General features: G+C 58.9%; 12 protein-coding genes. 6 read left to right on the forward strand and 6 right to left on the reverse strand.

Annotated features, from left to right (window positions below):
- Positions 1-2 precede the first annotated feature (2 nt).
- The 4 genes from C5J22_RS20505 (at position 3) to C5J22_RS20520 (ending at position 4,651) form a co-directional block, all read left to right on the forward strand.
- Positions 3-1,256 carry a polysaccharide biosynthesis/export family protein gene (locus tag C5J22_RS20505; RefSeq protein WP_105420019.1) on the forward strand — a complete coding sequence of 418 codons (1,254 nt, stop codon included), beginning with the start codon at positions 3-5 and terminating at the stop codon, positions 1,254-1,256.
- Between the two features lie 54 nt (positions 1,257-1,310).
- Positions 1,311-2,801, forward strand: a complete 1,491-nt coding sequence (locus C5J22_RS20510; RefSeq protein WP_105439713.1) for a hypothetical protein — start codon at positions 1,311-1,313, stop codon at positions 2,799-2,801.
- Positions 2,802-2,906: 105 nt separating this feature from the next.
- A complete protein-coding gene (locus tag C5J22_RS20515) occupies positions 2,907-3,665 on the forward strand; it encodes a hypothetical protein (RefSeq protein ID WP_105439714.1) in 759 nt (252 codons plus the stop codon).
- Entirely contained in the window at positions 3,665-4,651 is a 987-nt protein-coding gene (locus C5J22_RS20520) for a glycosyltransferase family 2 protein (RefSeq protein ID WP_105439715.1), read from the forward strand. The genes C5J22_RS20515 and C5J22_RS20520 overlap by 1 nt, the downstream gene beginning before the upstream one ends.
- 24 nt (positions 4,652-4,675) lie before the next feature.
- Here the strand turns inward: C5J22_RS20520 and C5J22_RS20525 are convergent, their stop codons facing one another.
- A complete protein-coding gene (locus tag C5J22_RS20525) occupies positions 4,676-5,881 on the reverse strand; it encodes a glycosyltransferase (RefSeq protein WP_105439716.1) in 1,206 nt (401 codons plus the stop codon).
- 242 nt (positions 5,882-6,123) lie between these two features.
- On the opposite strand from C5J22_RS20525, the gene C5J22_RS20530 reads away from it, so the two are divergent.
- Positions 6,124-7,137, forward strand: coding sequence for a glycosyltransferase family 2 protein (locus C5J22_RS20530; RefSeq protein WP_205837209.1), 1,014 nt, complete (start codon positions 6,124-6,126; stop codon positions 7,135-7,137).
- A gap of 41 nt (positions 7,138-7,178) precedes the next feature.
- Here the strand turns inward: C5J22_RS20530 and C5J22_RS20535 are convergent, their stop codons facing one another.
- The gene (locus C5J22_RS20535) at positions 7,179-8,753 is read right to left on the reverse strand and encodes an O-antigen ligase (RefSeq protein WP_105439717.1); all 1,575 of its coding nucleotides are present in this window, start codon (positions 8,751-8,753) and stop codon (positions 7,179-7,181) included.
- Positions 8,754-9,045: 292 nt separating this feature from the next.
- Between C5J22_RS20535 and C5J22_RS20540 the strand changes: the two genes are divergently transcribed.
- Positions 9,046-10,620: a hypothetical protein gene (locus C5J22_RS20540; RefSeq protein WP_245440480.1), complete on the forward strand. Its 1,575-nt coding sequence runs from the start codon at positions 9,046-9,048 to the stop codon at positions 10,618-10,620.
- A 144-nt stretch (positions 10,621-10,764) separates the two neighbouring features.
- Here the strand turns inward: C5J22_RS20540 and C5J22_RS20545 are convergent, their stop codons facing one another.
- The 4 genes from C5J22_RS20545 to C5J22_RS20565 form a co-directional block, all read right to left on the reverse strand.
- Positions 10,765-11,850: an acyltransferase gene (locus C5J22_RS20545; protein ID WP_105439719.1), complete on the reverse strand. Its 1,086-nt coding sequence runs from the start codon at positions 11,848-11,850 to the stop codon at positions 10,765-10,767.
- A gap of 992 nt (positions 11,851-12,842) precedes the next feature.
- Complete coding sequence (locus tag C5J22_RS20555; RefSeq protein WP_105439721.1) at positions 12,843-14,183, reverse strand: HlyD family type I secretion periplasmic adaptor subunit; 1,341 nt, start codon at positions 14,181-14,183, stop codon at positions 12,843-12,845.
- A 9-nt stretch (positions 14,184-14,192) separates the two neighbouring features.
- Positions 14,193-16,346 (reverse strand): type I secretion system permease/ATPase, encoded by a 2,154-nt coding sequence (locus C5J22_RS20560; protein ID WP_105439722.1) that lies wholly within the window; start codon positions 16,344-16,346, stop codon positions 14,193-14,195.
- An 11-nt stretch (positions 16,347-16,357) separates the two neighbouring features.
- Positions 16,358-18,391, reverse strand: a complete 2,034-nt coding sequence (locus C5J22_RS20565; protein WP_105439723.1) for a hypothetical protein — start codon at positions 18,389-18,391, stop codon at positions 16,358-16,360.
- Positions 18,392-18,409 lie beyond the last annotated feature (18 nt).

Here is an 18,409-nt window from a genome sequence, read left to right on the forward strand (position 1 = left end):
GTATGCGTGGGATAACGAGTCTCGCAGGGCTTTTGCTCTGCCTGACATTTGGGGACGTTTCAGCTCAGACGACCTATCGCCTGCAGCCGGGAGATACGCTGCAGGTATGGATTGCTCAGGAGCCTGAGCTTACCCGCGAGGTCGTCATTGCTCCGGACGGGTGGTTGTCGTTCCCGCTCGCGGGCCATATTCAGAGCGCGGGCCTTTCCCTTTCGGAACTGGAAGCGCAACTTCTCGGTCGGCTGAAGACCTATTTCAAGGACAGCCCCAATCTCACGATCATGCTGCGTCCCAATTCCCAGAACCCGCAGCTGATCTATGTCCTAGGCGAAGTCGACAACCCCGGCGAATATGCGTATCGGGCCAACATGACCGTCCTTCACGGTATCAGCGTCGCCGGCGGCGTGTATCGCACGCCCCTGCTGGCCGCCGACCAGGACCGGTCGGTGGTTGTAAAACGCGAAGTCGAGCACTCCCAAAAACGCCTGCAGGAACTGCGGGCACGCATCACCCGCCTGGAGGCGGAAATGCGCGGAGAAAAATCCATCGGCACGGCCGAAGCCCTCGCCGCCGATCCGGCCCTTGCCCAGGAACAATCGCTCCTGAATGCCCGGATGGAAACGCTCGCCATGGAGGAAAAAGCCCAGGCCCAGGCCAACCAGCTCTCGGAGCGAAACAGCCTCGCGATGCAGGAGCAGGCCGATACCCTGACGAAACGGATAGACCTGGCAAGGCGTCGCCTCCAGAGCATCAACGGGCTCGTCGCCAAGGGCGTGACCGAAGGCTCCCAGCAGATGGTCCAGGAAGGCACGGTCGCCGAACTCGAGGGACAGGTCAGCCGATTGACCTCTGAAATCGCCGTCGCCGAGCGGGCGAAAATGGCGGAGCTCGCCCGTTATGACAGCGCACGCCAGGCGCAACGGACCCAATTGCTGGTCGAACTCAATGCAGCCCAGCGCGAACAGGAGGAGGCCGCGGCGCGGCTTGCCGACAGCACGCGGATCATGACGATCTATGGCGAGAACGCCGCCTCGAACCAGCAAAGAGAGCGCCGGATGCTCGGTTATCAGATCGTGCGGACCGTCAACGGTGAAACAAGGGAGTTCGCCGCAACCGAGATGACCCCGATCCTGCCCGGCGACCTGCTGCGCGTGGCCTACAGCGATCCCGCGAACAACCGGGATGCGGGGGCGGTACAGCCAGTGGCCCAGGTCGGAAGCCGTACGTCCGGGTTAACGCCGAGAGCGGCTCGATAAGGGAGACTTCGTGATGACCAATGTATTTCGTACGCGAAGCAATGAGGCGACAGCATGATCAATGAGTTAGGACGCAATATTCTCTATTTTATCGAGATCGCACTCGCCAGACCTTTCTATGCCATCGTGCCCGCTCTGGTTACCCTTATGGTCGGGGCCTACTTCATTTACGCCATGCCTCGGAGCTATTACTCCGACGCGCTGCTGCTGATGGAATTCCAGCAGATACCGACAACGCTCGTATCACCGACCGTATCGAACGACCGCCTGCTATTCATCGAGCAACGGGTAATGTCACGCAACAGCCTGCTGGCGCTGGCCGATAAGCATGGTCTTTATCCAAATCTGCGGGAGGGCCTGGCCAAGAACAATTTCGCGGGCGTGATACGCAACAACATCACTCTCCTGACATCGGTGACAGACGGAGCCGACCGCACCGCAAGCAATGCCTCCGTCAGGATCGGTTTTAAATATGACGATCCTGAGGTTTCCGCGAATATGGTGGCGGACCTTGTGTCGCAGGTCATCGAAGAAAACCGGCGCATTCGCACGGCGCGTGCCTCGGAAGCGACCAAGTTCCTGACGCAGGAAGTCAATAACGTCACGCAACGTCTCCGCGAGAGGGAAGGCGCCTGGACCAGATATCTCGAAGAAAACAAAGAGTCCCATCCCACCAGGATCCCCACCCTGCTGATCGAGCTTCAGGCCAAGGAAGTTGAACTCGCGACGCTCGATCGCGCGGCCATTGCGCTGAATGAGGAGATCGGAATCTACGAGGCGCAGCTGCGCATGGGCGTCGGGCGGACGACGGAGACCACGCGTTTTCATATACAGCTCCTCGATCTTGAGCGTGATTTCGCAGTGAAGTCCGTCATTTATTCGGACACCCATCCACAAATCCGTGCCATGAAGCAGCGTCTCGAGGAGATGCGGGCTCAGGTTGCACCCGCCGCACCGCGCGATGGATCGGCGACCATGCCGACGCCGGAACAAATCAAGACGCTTTCGCCCGAACTCATGCTGATTGCTGAACGCATCGCGATGGCAAAGCCACGCCAGCAACAGAACCTCGCACAAAGGGCCTCTCTCGTGGACCGCATCGCCCGGCTGCGGGAGATCATCTCTCACGCTCCCGAAGTTGGAGCGCAGATCGAAGCGAACGAAGCCGAGAAAGTCTCGCTGCAGCGAAACATGGACGACATGCAGGCCAAACTCGATGCCGCGCGTCTCGGCGAGCGCCTGGAGGAAGGCGATGCCGCCCAGCAGATCGAGGTGATCGAGCAGCCGGAAGTTGCCAAAATTGCTTCAGGACCGCGGCGGCTTTATTTGGCCGGCGCGGTTTGCGCCGCAGCGGCGATGGCGGCGGCTGCAGGAATTTACGCCGGGCATCTGTTTGACCGAACCGTTCGAGGCACGTTTGATCTCAACGACGCTCTGGCGGGAGAAACGCTGGTGGTCGTTCCACATTGGAAGCCGAAGCGACGCATAGCCAAGGCGTTCCGGAATTCCGCATTCACCAACCCAAGTCCGATCGCGGGAGGATGACATCACACCAATCCGGCCGGACCGCCTTTAGTTGAAAAATCGCACAGATGGGACAGGGCAGGGAATTTTATGGAAATCATCAAGAATATCTCAGCTCGAGGAAGAATGGCGGAAAGACTGGACAGCACCGGTCTCGCCGAGCTGAATGCCGGCTATCTCAACGGCTCGGTCAATGGAATCCATTCCTATGAAGAATGTCCGCCGCCTGACCTCTCGCCGGTCTCTCCCACCTTCTTGTATGCAAATCGCATCATCGCCTTCGACAGCGACAGTTCGATGGCACACGCCTACGACGTCCTGCGAAACCAGCTGCTGAACGAACACAAGGACCAGGACACACGGGTGATCTCGGTCACCGCCCCGACGACCGGCTGCGGCACCACCGTAACCGCCATCAATCTGGCCCTCAGCTTTGCCCGCGTACCCGGATCCAATGTTCTGCTGGTCGACGCAAACCTCCGGGATCCCGCAGTCGGCAACGTACTCGGACTGCCGCCTCGTCCGCCATTGGAGGATCCGATCCGCGGATGGCTGACGACGCTGGATATACGGGGCCTTCATTGCCATCTGCTGCGCACCGCCTGGGGGCCCGGCAGAATTCCCCTGCCGGCGGACCTGGCCCGCATGACGGCGCAGGTGGAATTTGCGCGACAGATGCTGAAGCCGACGATCGTTCTCTTCGATCTGCCGCCGATGCTGAGTTCGGACGAGGTGATCCCGTTCGTCGATATGTCGGACACGGCCGTGATCGTACTCGCGGTCGGTAAGTCAAGGCTTCCGGAACTGGAAATCTGCCGGAGCTATCTCGGCTCCGAAAAAAGCATGCAGGTGGTCCTGAACAAGACGAAGAGGCACGGCCTTTGATGGATGTCGAACATAGCCGGCAAGACGACGCCCGGCTGAAACTGGTCGTCGTCATCGTCAACTACCGGACCGCCGATCTGACCATCGACTGCCTTGCCTCCTTGAGCGTGCCGGGCACGGTTCCGGATGGGACACGGATCGTTGCCGTCGAGGGTGGCTCCGGCGATCGTTCGGCCGAACTCATTGCGGCCGCCATAGAGGAGAACGGCTGGACGAATGCCGTATGTCTCCCGCTCGAGACGAATGGCGGCTTTGCCTACGGCAACAACCGAGGCATCGAGTATGCCACCGCGAACTTCGGCCGGCCGGACTATGTCCTGCTCCTCAATCCCGATACCATCGCACGCCCCGGCAGCATTACCCGCCTGGTGGAATTCATGGATAGCAAGCCTGATGCCGGCATTGCCGGCAGCCGTCTGGAACATCCGGACGGGCGGGGCCAGGCCTGCGCTTTCCGCTTTCCGTCGATTGCCAATGAATTCGAAAGCGAGGCCAGGCTCGGCCCGGTCACCCGCCTGCTCGGGCGCTGGCGTATCGTCCCCGACATGCCGAAGGAGCCAAGCCGGATCGACTGGGTTTCCGGGGCCAGCCTGATGATCAGGACAGAGGTCCTCGACGAGATCGGCGTGCTCGACGAAGGGTATTTCCTCTATTACGAGGAAGTCGACTTCTGTATCCGCGCAGCGCGCGCCGGATGGTCCTGCTGGCACGTGCCGCAAAGCCGCGTCATCCACCTGGTCGGCCAGTCGACGGGCGTGACGCGACACGTCAAGCCGTCCAGGCGACCGGCCTACTGGTTCGAGTCCCGGCGGCGCTACCATCTCAAGCATCATGGAGCCGTATTCTCGGTCCTTTCGGACCTTGCGTGGCTCTGCGGACACATCGCCTGGCGCATCCGCCTTCTCGCAGAAGGCAAGCCTTCAAGCGGGCCGCCACATCTGCTGCAGGATTTCATTCGTCATTCAGGGCCATTTCGCAGGGTCTGACCGCCTTCGCAAATACCGACCGGTTTAAACAACTGCCGGTCGGGCCATCAGTATTTCCAGCGCCGCCGCCGATCTGTTGATGTCATGCCGTTCGAGCGTCCGGCGCCGCCCCGCCTCGCCTTTGCGAAACAACTCGACATCGCTTGCGAACAGCGCCTGCCGCATTGCGCCGGTCAGCGCCTCCAGATCACCGGCGGGAACCAGCCAGCCATTGTCCGGTTGAACGAGCTCGGGAATGCCGGCGATATAGGTCGAGATCACCGGGCGCTTCAGAGCCATGCTTTCCATCAGCACGACCGGGAGGCCTTCCGCGAAACTCGGCAGAACCAGAGCCTTCGCCCGAAGAATTTCGCTGCGCACATCATCCTGCGAGATCGTGCCGGTCAGCACGACCGTATCGCCGAGGCCGAGCCGTTCGATTTCGTGTCCGATTTCGGCCCGCAGCGGACCGTCGCCGACAAGGACGAGTTGGAAGCACATCCCCTCGGCCCGCAGGTTTGCCGCCGCCTGCAGCAGAAGGAGATGGCCTTTCTGTTCAGACAGCCGGGCAATGCAGACAAGACGTTGGCTGGTGCCATGCACGTCCACGTCGTCGCTCAGATAGCGCTGGTCGATGCCGCAATGAACGACTTCGATCTTCCGCCAATCTCCAAGGTCGGCCCAGCGCAGCAGCTGGCTGCGTCCATAGGAGCTGACGGCGACGACAAATGACGAAGCCCTGATCTTGTCGCCGAGTCCCAGCGTTTCGGGCCGATCGAATTCTTCCGGCCCGTGCACTGTAAAACTGAACTTCATGCCGCCGATCTGATGCGCCAGTGTCGCAACCGTCGCGGGATTGGTGCCGAAATGCACATGCAGGTGATCGATTTCGTCCCTGCGGCACCAATCGGCCAGGATCATCGCTTCGAGAAAATATACGAGGTGGTGCGGGTAATGTCCGCCGGACGTCCTCGCAAACCGGAACGCAGTTCCCAGTGCTTTCAACGAATTCCCGGGGCGGGAAAGCAGTTGGCGGGCGACGCTCGCCATGGCCCGTATCATTGGGCTGCGCAGGATATGGCTGGTACGTCGAGCTTCTGCGATGTCGTCGGAATCCTTCAGCACGCCACGAAAGGGACGCACCGCATATCGTTGGACCCGGTGCCCCCTCGCCTCCAGCGCTACGATTTCGCGCCGTATGAACGTATGGCTCGGCGCCGGATACTGGTTGGTGAAATACGCAATCCGCATTCCACGAACATCCCTTCATCTTTGCCGATCGTCGGCAATTCCCCTTGGAACCGGTATAGCAAAAAGGGCTTCGGAGGCTCAGTGGGACAAAGAGCTTAGGGCCGCCGCATCGGCTTCCACCAAAGAGGTAAATTTACAGCCGCGATCTCGAATTCTACAAATGGAATATAGGCTTACCAGGTTGGCAGGCCGAGATCGCGACTGGCGACGACCGCCAAACCAACGGCCGGGAACAAGCACACATGGACGCAGATATCCTAAGGCACCGCGGCTATACCGGGATCGGCGCCGATGTCGGCATCGTGGTGATCGGACGCAACGAAGGACAGCGTCTCATCGACTGCCTCAGTTCGCTCAAAACCCATCGCGACCGTACGGTCTACGTGGATTCGGCCTCGTCCGACGGAAGCGTCGAAGCGGCAGCCGGCCTCTGCGCGGAGGTAGTGCTGCTGGATATGACAATTCCCTTCACCGCGGCGCGCGCGCGCAATGCCGGTTTCGACGCCGTCATGCGGCGCTGGCCCGAAACCGCTTTTGTGCAGTTCCTGGATGGGGACTGCGAACTCGACACCGGATGGATAGCGACGGCCACGACCTTTCTGGTCATGCGCAAGGATGTCGCGCTGGTCTTCGGACGACGGCGCGAACGATATCCGGAACGCACCATCTTCAATGCCATGTGCGACCGCGAATGGGACGGGGCGCCGGGCGAAGTTCAGGCATGCGGCGGCGATATCCTCATCAGAGCCTCCGCCCTCAGAGATCTCGGAGGTTACGCTGCGGGGCTGATCGCGGGAGAGGAGCCGGAACTTTGCGTCCGCCTGCGTGAGAGAGGCTGGAAGATCTGGCGCCTCCCTTCCGAAATGACACGCCACGATGCGGATATAAGCCGCCTGAGCCAATGGTGGCGGAGAAGCGTGCGCTGCGGGCATGCCTATGCTCAGGTGTCTCATCTCCATCGGACATCGCCATTCCGGATATGGACGAGAAATCTCCGCCGCGCAGTTTTCTGGGGCGGCTTGCTGCCGCTGGTCGCAATCGCGGGCGCGGCTTTTCATCCCGCCGCCCTGGCGCTTCTGCTGCTCTATCCGCTTCAACTGTGGCGCCTGGCTCGGCGTACGCGATCGGCGCTTGGAAATACTCTGCTTTTCGCAACTTTCGACGTCCTGGGCAAATTCCCGGAAATGCAGGGCGTCGCGCAGTTCTACCTGAACCGGCTGATCAATCGTCGACAGCGGATCATCGAGTATAAATAGTTCAAATCAATATGTGTCGAAGGTTTGCAGCTTGCGTCCCTTCAGTGCATGCCCAACACTCGCATCTTCTCTCTGCCATCGTCCGGAGAGCCTTGGCGGGCCAACGGGTTCAAGCCAAGGACCTTCAGACGTCTCGTGACCTGCAGCGGAAGATTTTCCCGGTGACCGGCGAAGTTCGGAGCGAGAACGGCGGCGCACATGGCCGAAAAAGTCCAATATATATAGGGTATGACAGAGACGCTGCTGGTTGTGATAATCACCAGGAGCATCGCGACCAGGATACCCAGAACTACTTTGTAGCTCAACGAATCCGAGTTGTCCCCGAACGATTTTCGAGCCAGCGCCGACGAAATAAAGCCGAAATACAATACAAATAGAAACAGACCGATTAAGCCGTAATATAGTGCGACCTGCAGATAAGTATTCACTATATCGATGATACCCTGCCCTTGTATCATGGTCTGCATCTCAGGCTCCTTCAGGAACGAATCCGAACCAAACAGCGGATAACGCTGGATGACTATCAAGGAATTTTCGAAAAGGCTGGATCTGTAGGTTTCGCTGCCCTTGTCTGCCGACCCGACAAACGGAAGCAAATTTATGAAACGGTCAAGAAATGGCGGATGCAGGAACAGCAAGGCAACCACCCCGGGCAAACCCGCAAGAGCAAGCCTGAAAGACCTCTTCGGGCTGGTGATGGTCAAGAACAAGATACAGAATGCGAAACCCAGCCAGGGGCCTCGTGACACGCTCGAAAGCAGCCCGAGCACCAGTATGCCTAACGCCGCATAACGCCAGGCACCCAGCGGGACTGGGCTTCGGAGAGCCAAGAGACAACCAGCCCCGGTCATGCAGACGAAGCCGAATGCAATCGCTTCGATAGACGTGGTCGAAGCGCGCAAGAGCCCGTCTCGGAATAAATAGGCGGTGATAAGAAACACGTCCCATTCCTGCACGACGACATAATAGACCCGCCAGCTTTTCGATATCTCCAGGACCCCGATGGCGCTCAGGGGCAGCACGCCGACTACGAAGGCGAGGAGCGCCTTGTTCATATCAAGACTGGAGCGGATCACGCGGCTGAAGACAAAGTAAGGAAGGCAGATATCGAGAAAATTGCCGGCAAGGACCCGAAGAATGGCATTGAAATCTCCCAGCCTTACGGAAAGCAGCGATGTATACGCCAGGAAGGCAATCACAAGAACATCCAAGCCCCGAAATTCCCGAGTGCCCCGGTCCCTCAATAACCTGACCGCAACCGGCAGGAGAATTGTAATCGCCAGCCAACGAGGCGGGTCGAGCTCAATGATCTTGTTGAAGATGCCGGGTATGCCGGCGGGGATAGGCACGCAGGGTGCAACGAACATCAGGACTATATAGAAAAACGCCGGCTGCTTGGAGTATCGGTGAACATAAAAGCTCACGAAAGCCAGCGCGACAGCAAAGTCGAAAAAACCTCGGGATAAAAAGGTGATGACGGTCGCCAGCAGCCAGCAATTCCGCCAAATGCGGAACTCAGCCAGGCCGATTATCGGCACCGCTATCTTCCCGCCGACATAAAGGGCAGGGGCAGTAACTATCAATACATAGACAAGAGAGCGCAGGAATTCTGGCATCTAACGTCTCTTGCCTCGCCGCAATGATCTGAGGAGCGCTTGCATATTGTTGTATTTTCCCCGCCACCCGCTGCTACTGAGCAAGGTATCCCGCACGCTGAAATGCTACTCATTCGGTTGCAGGCCGCCACACGGTAAAAGGGATTTCCACCTACTAACTTTGGAGGCGGCATACGACTAATGCGTACCTTGCTCGCGGGCGCCTTGTATTATCTCGTCATTGGCAGTGGACGGCTACGTTCCGCGACAAGCACTGCAATAGATATCCGAGCGAATACGGAGGACATCTGCCGTGAACCGCCGAACGCTTCTTCAAATGCTGGCAGGTCTTGCAGCCAGCGAACCTTTCAACGGCTTTTCGTCTGGGCAAGCCTCAGCCAGAGAGGATTATCCAAGCCGTTTGGGCGTGAATCTAAGCCCGATGAATTATTGGGCGACCGAGCAGGTTTTCTCCGACCTGGCCTACAACGCCTCGCGCTGGCGTGTGCAGATCAAAGGCGCGCCCTTCACATGGGACACGCCGTTGCCGCCGATGACACCGGATGGTTACCCGTTGAACGTCCCGGCGAACTCTACGCTGGAGACTTTCCTGATTTTCTCGCGTGAACGGAGAAATCTACCTGTAAATCTCTCGGTTTATTATGATGGCAAGGGAAAACTCGGATATCGGGACGGCGCCGAACTGGAGTTGCGTTTGCCCGGACGCGATGATGTGCGCAATCTTCGCAAGGACGCGGCCTTCACCACAATCATGATGGAAACCGATCCTTCCGATCCGGTTCGCAACATCCGTGTCTACGAACGAGGCAAAAGGCCGACACAACGGTTTCGCGAGCCCTTCCTCAAGCGGTTGAAGCGCATGTCTACGCTACGCTTCATGGACTGGATGGCTACCAATAACTCGACGGTCCGCAGCTGGGATGATCGGCCGCGCGTCGGCCACTTCGGTAAATCCGATGCCGGAACGCCGCTCGAGCACATGATCGAACTGAGTAACGAGCTACAAATCGACCCCTGGTTCAACATGCCTCACCAGGCCGATGACGATTACATCCGCCGGTTCGCACAGCAGGTGAAAGACGCCCTGGACGGAAACCTGGCGGTGAATGTGGAGTATTCCAACGAAGTCTGGAATTCCGGCTTCGGCCAAGCGGAGTATGCGAAGGAAAAGGGGCTAGCGCTGGGGCTTTCGAGCAACGAGTTCGAAGCCCAACTCCGCTATTACGCCCAGCGGACAACGGAAATTCTTATCATCTGGAAAGACGTGTTTCGCGAACAGGCGCAAAGGATCGTCGGGATTTATTCCGCTCAATCCGTAAATGATTGGACCAGTGAAACGATACTATCGTGGAAGGGCGTGCGGGCGCATGCGGACGTCCTTGCCATCGCGCCCTATTTCGGCGGCGGTCTCGGGTCGCCTGAGCGAACCGAACAGGTTTCCAGATGGCCTTTGGCCCAGTTGTTCACGGAACTTGAACGGGATGTATTGAACGACAATCGGAAGATGATCGAGACGCAGGCTTCCGTTGCCAGGAAATATGGCGTCAAGCTTTACGCCTATGAAGGCGGACAACATCTTGTCGGACATAGTGGTGCGGAAAACAACGAGAGGCTGACGAACCTCTTCATAGCGGCGAATCGTGACAGACGGATGGGTGAACTCTACCTCCTCCATCTGAATATCTGGCAGCGATCCGGTGGAGATGCCTACGCCCTATATTCTTCGATGACGGATGCGAGCAAATGGGGCAGTTGGGGGCTGTTGGAAAATGAGAGCGACAGCAATCCCAAATGGCTGGCAATAGAGAAAATCCTCATGCGGAGGGAGCTCCAATCAGAATCGGGCTCCGTAAGGATTGCGCGATAGCAATCTCCCGCCGGCCGTATCGTCATGCGGCGCGTATGAGCGATCCACGCCCGGCTGAGGCAACGGATTTCTCGACGCCCTCCGCCAGCCTTCATCATCGCCGAGCCGGCCAGGACGCTTCCGACGTGGAAGCAAGGCGCGACATCATTGCGGCAGCTGCCGAACGGCGAGAGGAGCGACGTTCTGCGGAGGCAAATCTGGGGCCTTGCGCTGGCCGAGCCGCTTCGACAACTCCATGCTGGGCCGCTCTATCAGCAACCAGAACGTAGCGGCAAAGGCAACGCAGCAGAGCAGCGACACGACCCACCAAATCAGGACCTCCAGCGGCGAGACCGCTCCGACCATCGCGGCTACCCGAAACACCGCGCCGATGACCAGGTTATGGGTCAGGTAGAGCGAATAGGAGATCAGCCCCAGGAACTGCAGCCATCGCCAGTTCAGCCCGGAACTGATCCGCCCGGACACAGCCGCACCGAAAAGAACGAATGCGGCGGCCGAGCAGACCACGCCGAAGGCATTTCCCGAGGAGACGCAGGCTAGAAAGATTATCCCGGCATAGGCTCCGAAAAGCGGCATCAGTTTCGACACCCGCCATGCCCAATAGGCCATCACACCGAGAAGAAAGCCATACCAAAGCGGCAGGAAGAGCCCCGGCCACACGTCCGGGCCGAAGCCAAGCGGCCAGAAAAGGCTGATGACGCACGCTGCAACGACCAAAGCCGTCCTGGAACCGCGAATGCTCATCAGCAGCGCGTAGACGAGGTAGAACTGGATTTCGAGACAGAGCGTCCAGTACACAGCACTGATTGCGGGAAACTCCAGCAGGTCCTGTAGGTAGAAGAGGTGAGAAACGATCTGGGCAGCGGTGAAGTCGGGCATCTGCTTTCCGGAGACCAGATATGACGACAGCGCAGCAAAGGCGATGGTCACCGCGATGGAAGCCCAGTAGGCCGGATCCAGTCGAAGCGATCGCCTCAGGGTGAAACGCCCGAATTCCGGAAGGGACATCGGTTTATCGTAGAGTGAATGGGCGATGACGAAACCGCTGAGTACGAAGAAGACCGCAACGCCCAGCCCGGCGTTCAACAACGCCGTCTCAACCCAGACAGGGAGAATTTCCAGGAGGCGTTTTACGTGGCCGGCCGAAGCGGCATGATAAAGGACAACTCCCATCGCTGCCACGCCGCGCAATGCGTCGACCACCGTAAAACGCACGCCCCGCCTGTCCATCTCGCGCCCTCTTGCTGCGGACAGAACCTAACAGCAACTTCCGGGGGCTGGTAGATAAGCACCCACTCCCAATTAGGTGGCTAGGACAGCGCCTCTTGGCGGCTGCGGCCGCGTCAATTCGGCCATAAGGCTAAGCATCTGTCCGGCCGAGGATGGTGTGGTTCACAGAGCCACCAGGAATGGTGGTGTCCGAAACTACGATCTTGGAAGGAAGATCAACAGACATGATCGTCAGATCTTCGTCGACGCGGTCGGCCGTGTGATTCACCGGGGCCGGAATATCACGCTTTCATGGCACAGCACCGAAGGCATCGCGATGAAAGTATCGATCAAACAACTGACCGGCTGCCTAGAGGGCAACCGGCCAGTCTACTACGCCGAAACCCGAGGCGTTCTGCTCAAGTCCGCACTATAAAATAGCACAATCATAGATCGGCGATATTGCAATCAGGCCACACCTCAAGTGTAATTTTCGAACACCTAATTTAGACAACCAAATGCCGAACGAATTGCCGTCGAGTTTCGTGTACTTCGCCCGAAGCCGCGCGTGTAAAAACAGAAAACAACCTGTGATTATTAAATTTCATCCTATCCACAACGAATGAGAGAACCTAATCCTTTTGATTGAGTTGATGTCTCTTGCAGATAAAGGAATAATACTTCTGCCAAACAGACTGCTGAAGGCTCGAACGGGAAAAACGGTCGGGCCTTCTCCTTTTGGTGAACCTGACATTTGTCAACGCTCGTGGTGTTATGTTGCCCGAGGCGTCCTGTCAGCCTCGAGTATTTCCCGTCTTGCGGACGCCCTCGCTGTTTCATCGGCGAGGGTTTCTTTTAGGGAACAGGCGAGGAAAGCCAGCCCGCCGCCCATCTCCGGACCGTTGACTGGACGTCTGTAAAGGCAAATGGCTTCACGGATGGCCTCGCGGATAGCGGCGAGCCTACGCCTTAAGAGGTAGCCCCCTGGCGTAGGCCCGAGCAGGTGAGGCTTGTCAGCGCTCGGTGAACGCCCTCGACATGCTGTCCACAATCGGCTTGACCAGATAGCTGAAGAACGTTCTGACCGCAGTCTGGATCATGATTTCCGCCGGCATGCCGGGTTGCGGAGTAAACCCCTTGATCCGGGCGATCTCGTCGGACGAGATATTGATGCGCGCGACGTAGACGTCGTGGTTTGCGAGCCCCGCCTTGCTATCCTCCATTGCGTCCGCCGAGACATAGAACACCTCGCCCTCCAGGACCGGGGTCGTGCGCTGGTTCAACGCTATGAGACGGACCGTGGCTTTCTGGCCGACTTTGACGCTGTCGATCTCGTTGCGAGGCACCTTTGCCTCGATGATCAGCGGCACGCCGGCGGGCAGGATCTCCATGATCCCCTTGCCGCTTTCGATAACGCCGCCGGTCGTATGGTAGTATGTCCGCACGACAGTGCCGGACACCGGAGCAAGGATCGTCGCGCGGCGCAGAACGTCGTCGGCTTCGCGGGATTGTTCACGCGAAGTATCACGCTCGCCCTGGATCGATTGCAGGCGGTCGAGCGCTTCCTCCCGATATGTCTCCTCGGCGCGCATGATCTCCTGCTGCCCCTTCAGGAGCTGGGCCCCGGTTTCCGATACCTCCGCCTCAAGCCGGCCGATCTGCCCTTCGGCATCGGCGATCGCCCGCTGAAGCGCTCTGACCTCGGTTGCCCGCAGCAATCCCTTGGTCAACAGGACCCGCTTGATATCGTATTCCTCCTTGAGCATCGCAAGCTGGCGAGACATGGCCTCGCGGTGCCGGGTGTAACCTTCGCTGCGGAACTCCAATGCTTTCATGTTCTGCTTCAGCAGGGAAAGCTCGGTCGCCAGCTTCATGCGCTGGGCCTTGAAGTTGAGCTGTTGGGTGAGGATGATCGCGGAAACATCCGGGTCATCCCTGAAGTCGTTCAGGTATGGCGAAATCGCCATGGAGTCGGCGCCCTCGGATTGGGCGGCAAGCCGCGCGGCCGTCGCCTCCAGCCTGACGCGTCTGAGGAAGAATTCCCGTTTCTTGGCCTGCGATGCGGTCTCGTCAAGCCTGACCACCGGCTGGTTCTCGACAACCTGATCACCCTCGCTGACCAGCAGCTCCCTGATGATGCCGCCCTCGAAATGCTGCACGATCTTGTTGCGACCGGTTGCGACGAAACTGCCCTGGGCAATGACGGCCGCCGCAAGCGGAGCCGTCGCAGCCCAGGTGCCGAAACCGCCAAACGCTATGGCCGTCAGCGCCAGACCGGTCACCGTCTGTTTCCAGACCGACCGGGGAACTTCCGAGTACCATTCGAGATCGTGTACCTTGGCAACAGCAGACATGCCCAACCCCTATTGCAACAGATGGCCGAATGAACCGGTATTGATATCGATGCCGCGGGCCTCGATGGCCTTCAGCACATCCGCCCGCATCCCGAACAGCGCAACGGTGCCGTTGACCAGCAGAAGAACCTTGTCGACGTTGCTCAGGAGTGCCGGACGTTGCGTGATCGTCGCGACGGTGATCTTGTGTTCCTTGGCATGCTGAAGTGCATGCAGCAGCGCCGCATCACCCGCATTGTCGAGGTTGGAATTCGGCTCGTCCAGCACCACCATCCTCGGATCGCCGAAGAATGCCCGGGCGAGCGCGATGCGCTGCTTCTGGCCGCCCGAAAGGGGAGAGCCATCCGCCGCAACCACGGTTTCGTATCCGTGGGGCAGGCTGGCGATCATCTCGTGAACATCGGCCAGCATCGCGGCGCGGTAAATCTGCTCGTCGTCGGCATCCTGCCGCATGCGGGCGATATTGGCCTTGATCGTGCCCGGAAAGAGCTGCACATCCTGCGGCAGGTAGCCTATGTTTTCGCCGAACTGCCGCTGATCCCAGTTCCTCAGGTCCATCAGATCCAGGCGGACGCTGCCCGATGTCGGCAGGATCGATCCGACGAGCATTTTTCCAAGAGTGGTCTTGCCGGCACCGGAATTGCCGATGATCGCCAGCGAATCTCCTGGCTGCAGGGCAAACGAAACGCCGTTGAGCACGACGCGCTTGGTTCCCTGCGGTACATAAAGGAGGCGTTCGACATCGAGGCGCCCCTCGGGTTTCGGCAGGTTCAGGCGGTCGAAATTCAAGGGCGAGGATTTCAGCAGCGCCGTTATTCGACCGTAGGCCGCGCGGGATTGGCTGTATTGGCTCCATCCTTCGATGGCCCCTTCGATCGGCGCCAGCGCGCGACCCGCAATGATGGAGGCCGCAATCACCATGCCTCCGGTGAGCTGCCCTTCGATCGACAGGTAGGCGCCCCAGCCGAGCATCGCGATCTGCGTCAGAAGACGACAGGCCTTCGATATGGCCGCAATGGTGATATTCCGGTCCTGAGCAATGACCTGCGACTTCAGCGAGGTGGCGGTATCCTTGCCCCAGATCTGTACCGTCTCGGGGATCATGGCGAGCGCATTGATGATCTGCGAATTACGCGACATCGATTCCAGATGAAGATTGGCCTTTATCTGCGCCGTATTGGCTTCGGCAAACGGCTCGGCCGTCATGCGCTGGTTGATCTGCGTGAAAACAAGCAGCATGAGGGCCGTCAGGACTACGATCAGGCCGAGATGCGGATGGATGAGGAAGACCGCCACCACGAACAGAGGGGCGATCGGCGCGTCGAGGAACGAGAGCAAGGTCCTGGAGACGAGGAACGAACGAACCTGCTGAAGATCGCCGAGCACCTGATATTCGCGGCCATTGCTTTGAAGCGAGGCGCGGGCCGCCGCGCTCAGGATCGGTGCCCCGAGCTGTGCCGCGATTTCCACCGCGGTCCGCATCAGGATGAACCGCCGAAGCGCATCGAAGGCAGCCTGCAGGATGACGGCACCGACGATCACGATCGTCAACATCATCAGGGTGTCGAGAGAGCGGCTGGTCAGCACCCGGTCCGATATCTGGAACAGGTAGATAGGGATCGCCAGCACCAGGACATTGCTGGCGATGGTGAACAGCATGACGACCGCCAGGTTCCGCCGCACGGCATTGATGCCTGCGCGCAGGCTGGCCGAGAAGTCGACGGGGGCGAGACGCTTGTGAAACGTTCCATCGCCACCGCGGCCGCCGCCGGACGACGGCGATTTTCCGAAGGTCTTTGTTTCGGTCCGCAAGGGTCCGGTGTCGGCATCGATCGTGATCATGCCTTCCGGCGCCTTCGCCTCCGTCGCTTCGCGCACCGTTGGCTTCGGCTCGATTTCCGGTTCGATGATCCTGTCATTGGCAGGCATGGGCAGAATATCGGCTCCGGCGGAGTTTTCATTCGGCCGGGATGGGCTCTGCGGTGCGTTTCTGGGTTCCAGTCTGGATATCGTTGCTGAAGGGGCTGCGCCACCGGATGACAGTTTCAGGCATTCGTCCACAGCGCGCTCCAATTTTTCATAGATTTCCTCACCGGCAGGTTGCTGACTTTCATCGTGTTCGTGGGCCTGTTCAAGATCGGCCCTTTTTTGGACATCCGACATGTTTCCCCCCATTATCCGAGCACATGCTGTAGTCCGTCATCCTGATACTGGCCGTCGGGATCTACAGGCACGCCGAAGCCGAGCTCGGTCGGATCGGCTTCCAGCATGGAATCGTCGAGAAAAGCCACCGCTTCGTTGACCAGCGCGTCGGGATCGTGCGCGGCCCATTCCGGACTGCTCGAAATCAATCCCGATTGAAAAAGTGTTTCCTCGGAGTATTGCTCGCCGCCCACATAGGTAGTGCCGAGAGAATCCAGGTCGGCAATCGCCGCGTTGTTGATGAGCGCATTTCCCCCGGTCGAGATCGACCACGTCGCATCCGCGTGGGGATTGAGGGCATTCAGCGCCAAGGCGATCTGGTCGCTGTCGCCGACGATGTTGGTCTGGCTGATATACTGGATATTCAGCAAGTCACCGCTGATATAAAGAACGCGCAGTCCGCCTGTTCCCGCAAACGCCGGGTCGGTCAGAATGCCCTGGGAAATATCCCTTCCGCCGGCGGCAAAATCGTTGGCCGCATCCAGATAGGCCGAAGGCAGAGTGCTAAAGCGGTCGGCGCCGCCAATATTGTAGATATGAGCCTGGTTCCAGAGCAGATTTCCGCCACTGGATATCGTGCCCTCGCCGGTCGTCCCGAAACCCGTAACCGCACCGACGACGTCGTTATCGAACAATATGTTCGTCTGATGGATGATATTGGCATCGTACAGATTGCCGCCAATCAGGATCAGATCATAGGCCTGGCTGAGCTCGTAGATCGAGACCTGGTTGACGCTCGTATTGTCACCGGCGATGACCCTGGTCGTGGCGCCGGAAGACGACAGGATGCCGATGTCATTGTCGGACATGAAAATGTACTGTTCCAGCCAGTTGGCGATCAGCAGATCGCCATGGATCTCCGTGACCGCCCAGCTTGCGGGATAGCCGCCGCCGGCATTTGCCGGAGCGTTGCCGCCCTCCAGCGGATCGACCCTCTGGAATGTCGCAATATTGAATATTTCATCCGGCGCGCCGTCGTTCGTCCAGCCGCTGATGGCCGAGGTGATCGCGTCAGTATTCTGGATGACGTTCACCTGGATGACTGCGTTGATCTCGAAGTGATTGCCAACGACCGCGGTTACCGTCGCGCCGGTCCAGATATTCTTGAGAACAGCATCATTGACGACGGTATTGTTGCCGCCGACCAATTCGACCGAGACTTCCACCTCGACCGAGCCATCCGCATAGACGTGGACGTTGGATGGCGGAGCATCGTCCTCCGCATCGGCTTCATCACCAGCGTCGGCGGCATCATCTGCTTCATCTTCGTCCTCACTGAAGGAATGATGGTCCTCCAGCTTCGGTGCCTCGTCGACGAGCACGCCGTTGACGTAAATGCCTTCGATCGTGGTGGATTGATGGAAGAAAGCCTCCATCGGTCCGTCGGATTCGGCCGCAAGGGCCTCCAGCTGGCTCGCGACGGCCTCGATGATCTGGATAAGGTCGTCCGAGGACTTGGGCATTTCGAGATCGCCGATAGGTGCGTCCGCAAGGACATCCTTGGCCGTCTGCAGCAGCTCGCCGTTGTCGACCGGCGTGGGATTGAACGTCAGGCCATGTCCACCGACGCCGAAGCTGTCGTTGTCGGAAAGCGAAGCGACCTGAACGATGAAGTTCGCAACCGAGCCTGGAGGCTGTATCTCCCAAGTGAAAGACTTGCCGCTTGCGTAGAACGGGTACTCGTACTGCGGCATCTCGTGCCGGCCGTGATACGTCTTGATTTCCATCGTGGGAATCGGCGGATGATCGAATCGGCCGACGAAATGGGGATGCCAGATCGGTGTGAAACTGGCAGGCGCCCTGTAGACCACGCCCGGATCGAACCCGAGCAGATCGTAAGGCGCCTCGAAATTGGAGCGGATCACCGCTGATGTCGGGATGAATTGTTCGGGCGTGTCGAGCGAGAAGTCCTGATAACTATCCCGCAGGCGCGCATCCTCGACGTTCGTGTGGAAGAGGCCGATGAAATGAGCGATTTCCTCGGTGATTGTGTCCATCGTCGTCATGACCGCTGCCTTTGTATT

This window comes from Neorhizobium sp. T25_13 (genome assembly GCF_002968675.1).
Taxonomy (GTDB): domain Bacteria; phylum Pseudomonadota; class Alphaproteobacteria; order Rhizobiales; family Rhizobiaceae; genus Neorhizobium; species Neorhizobium tomejilense.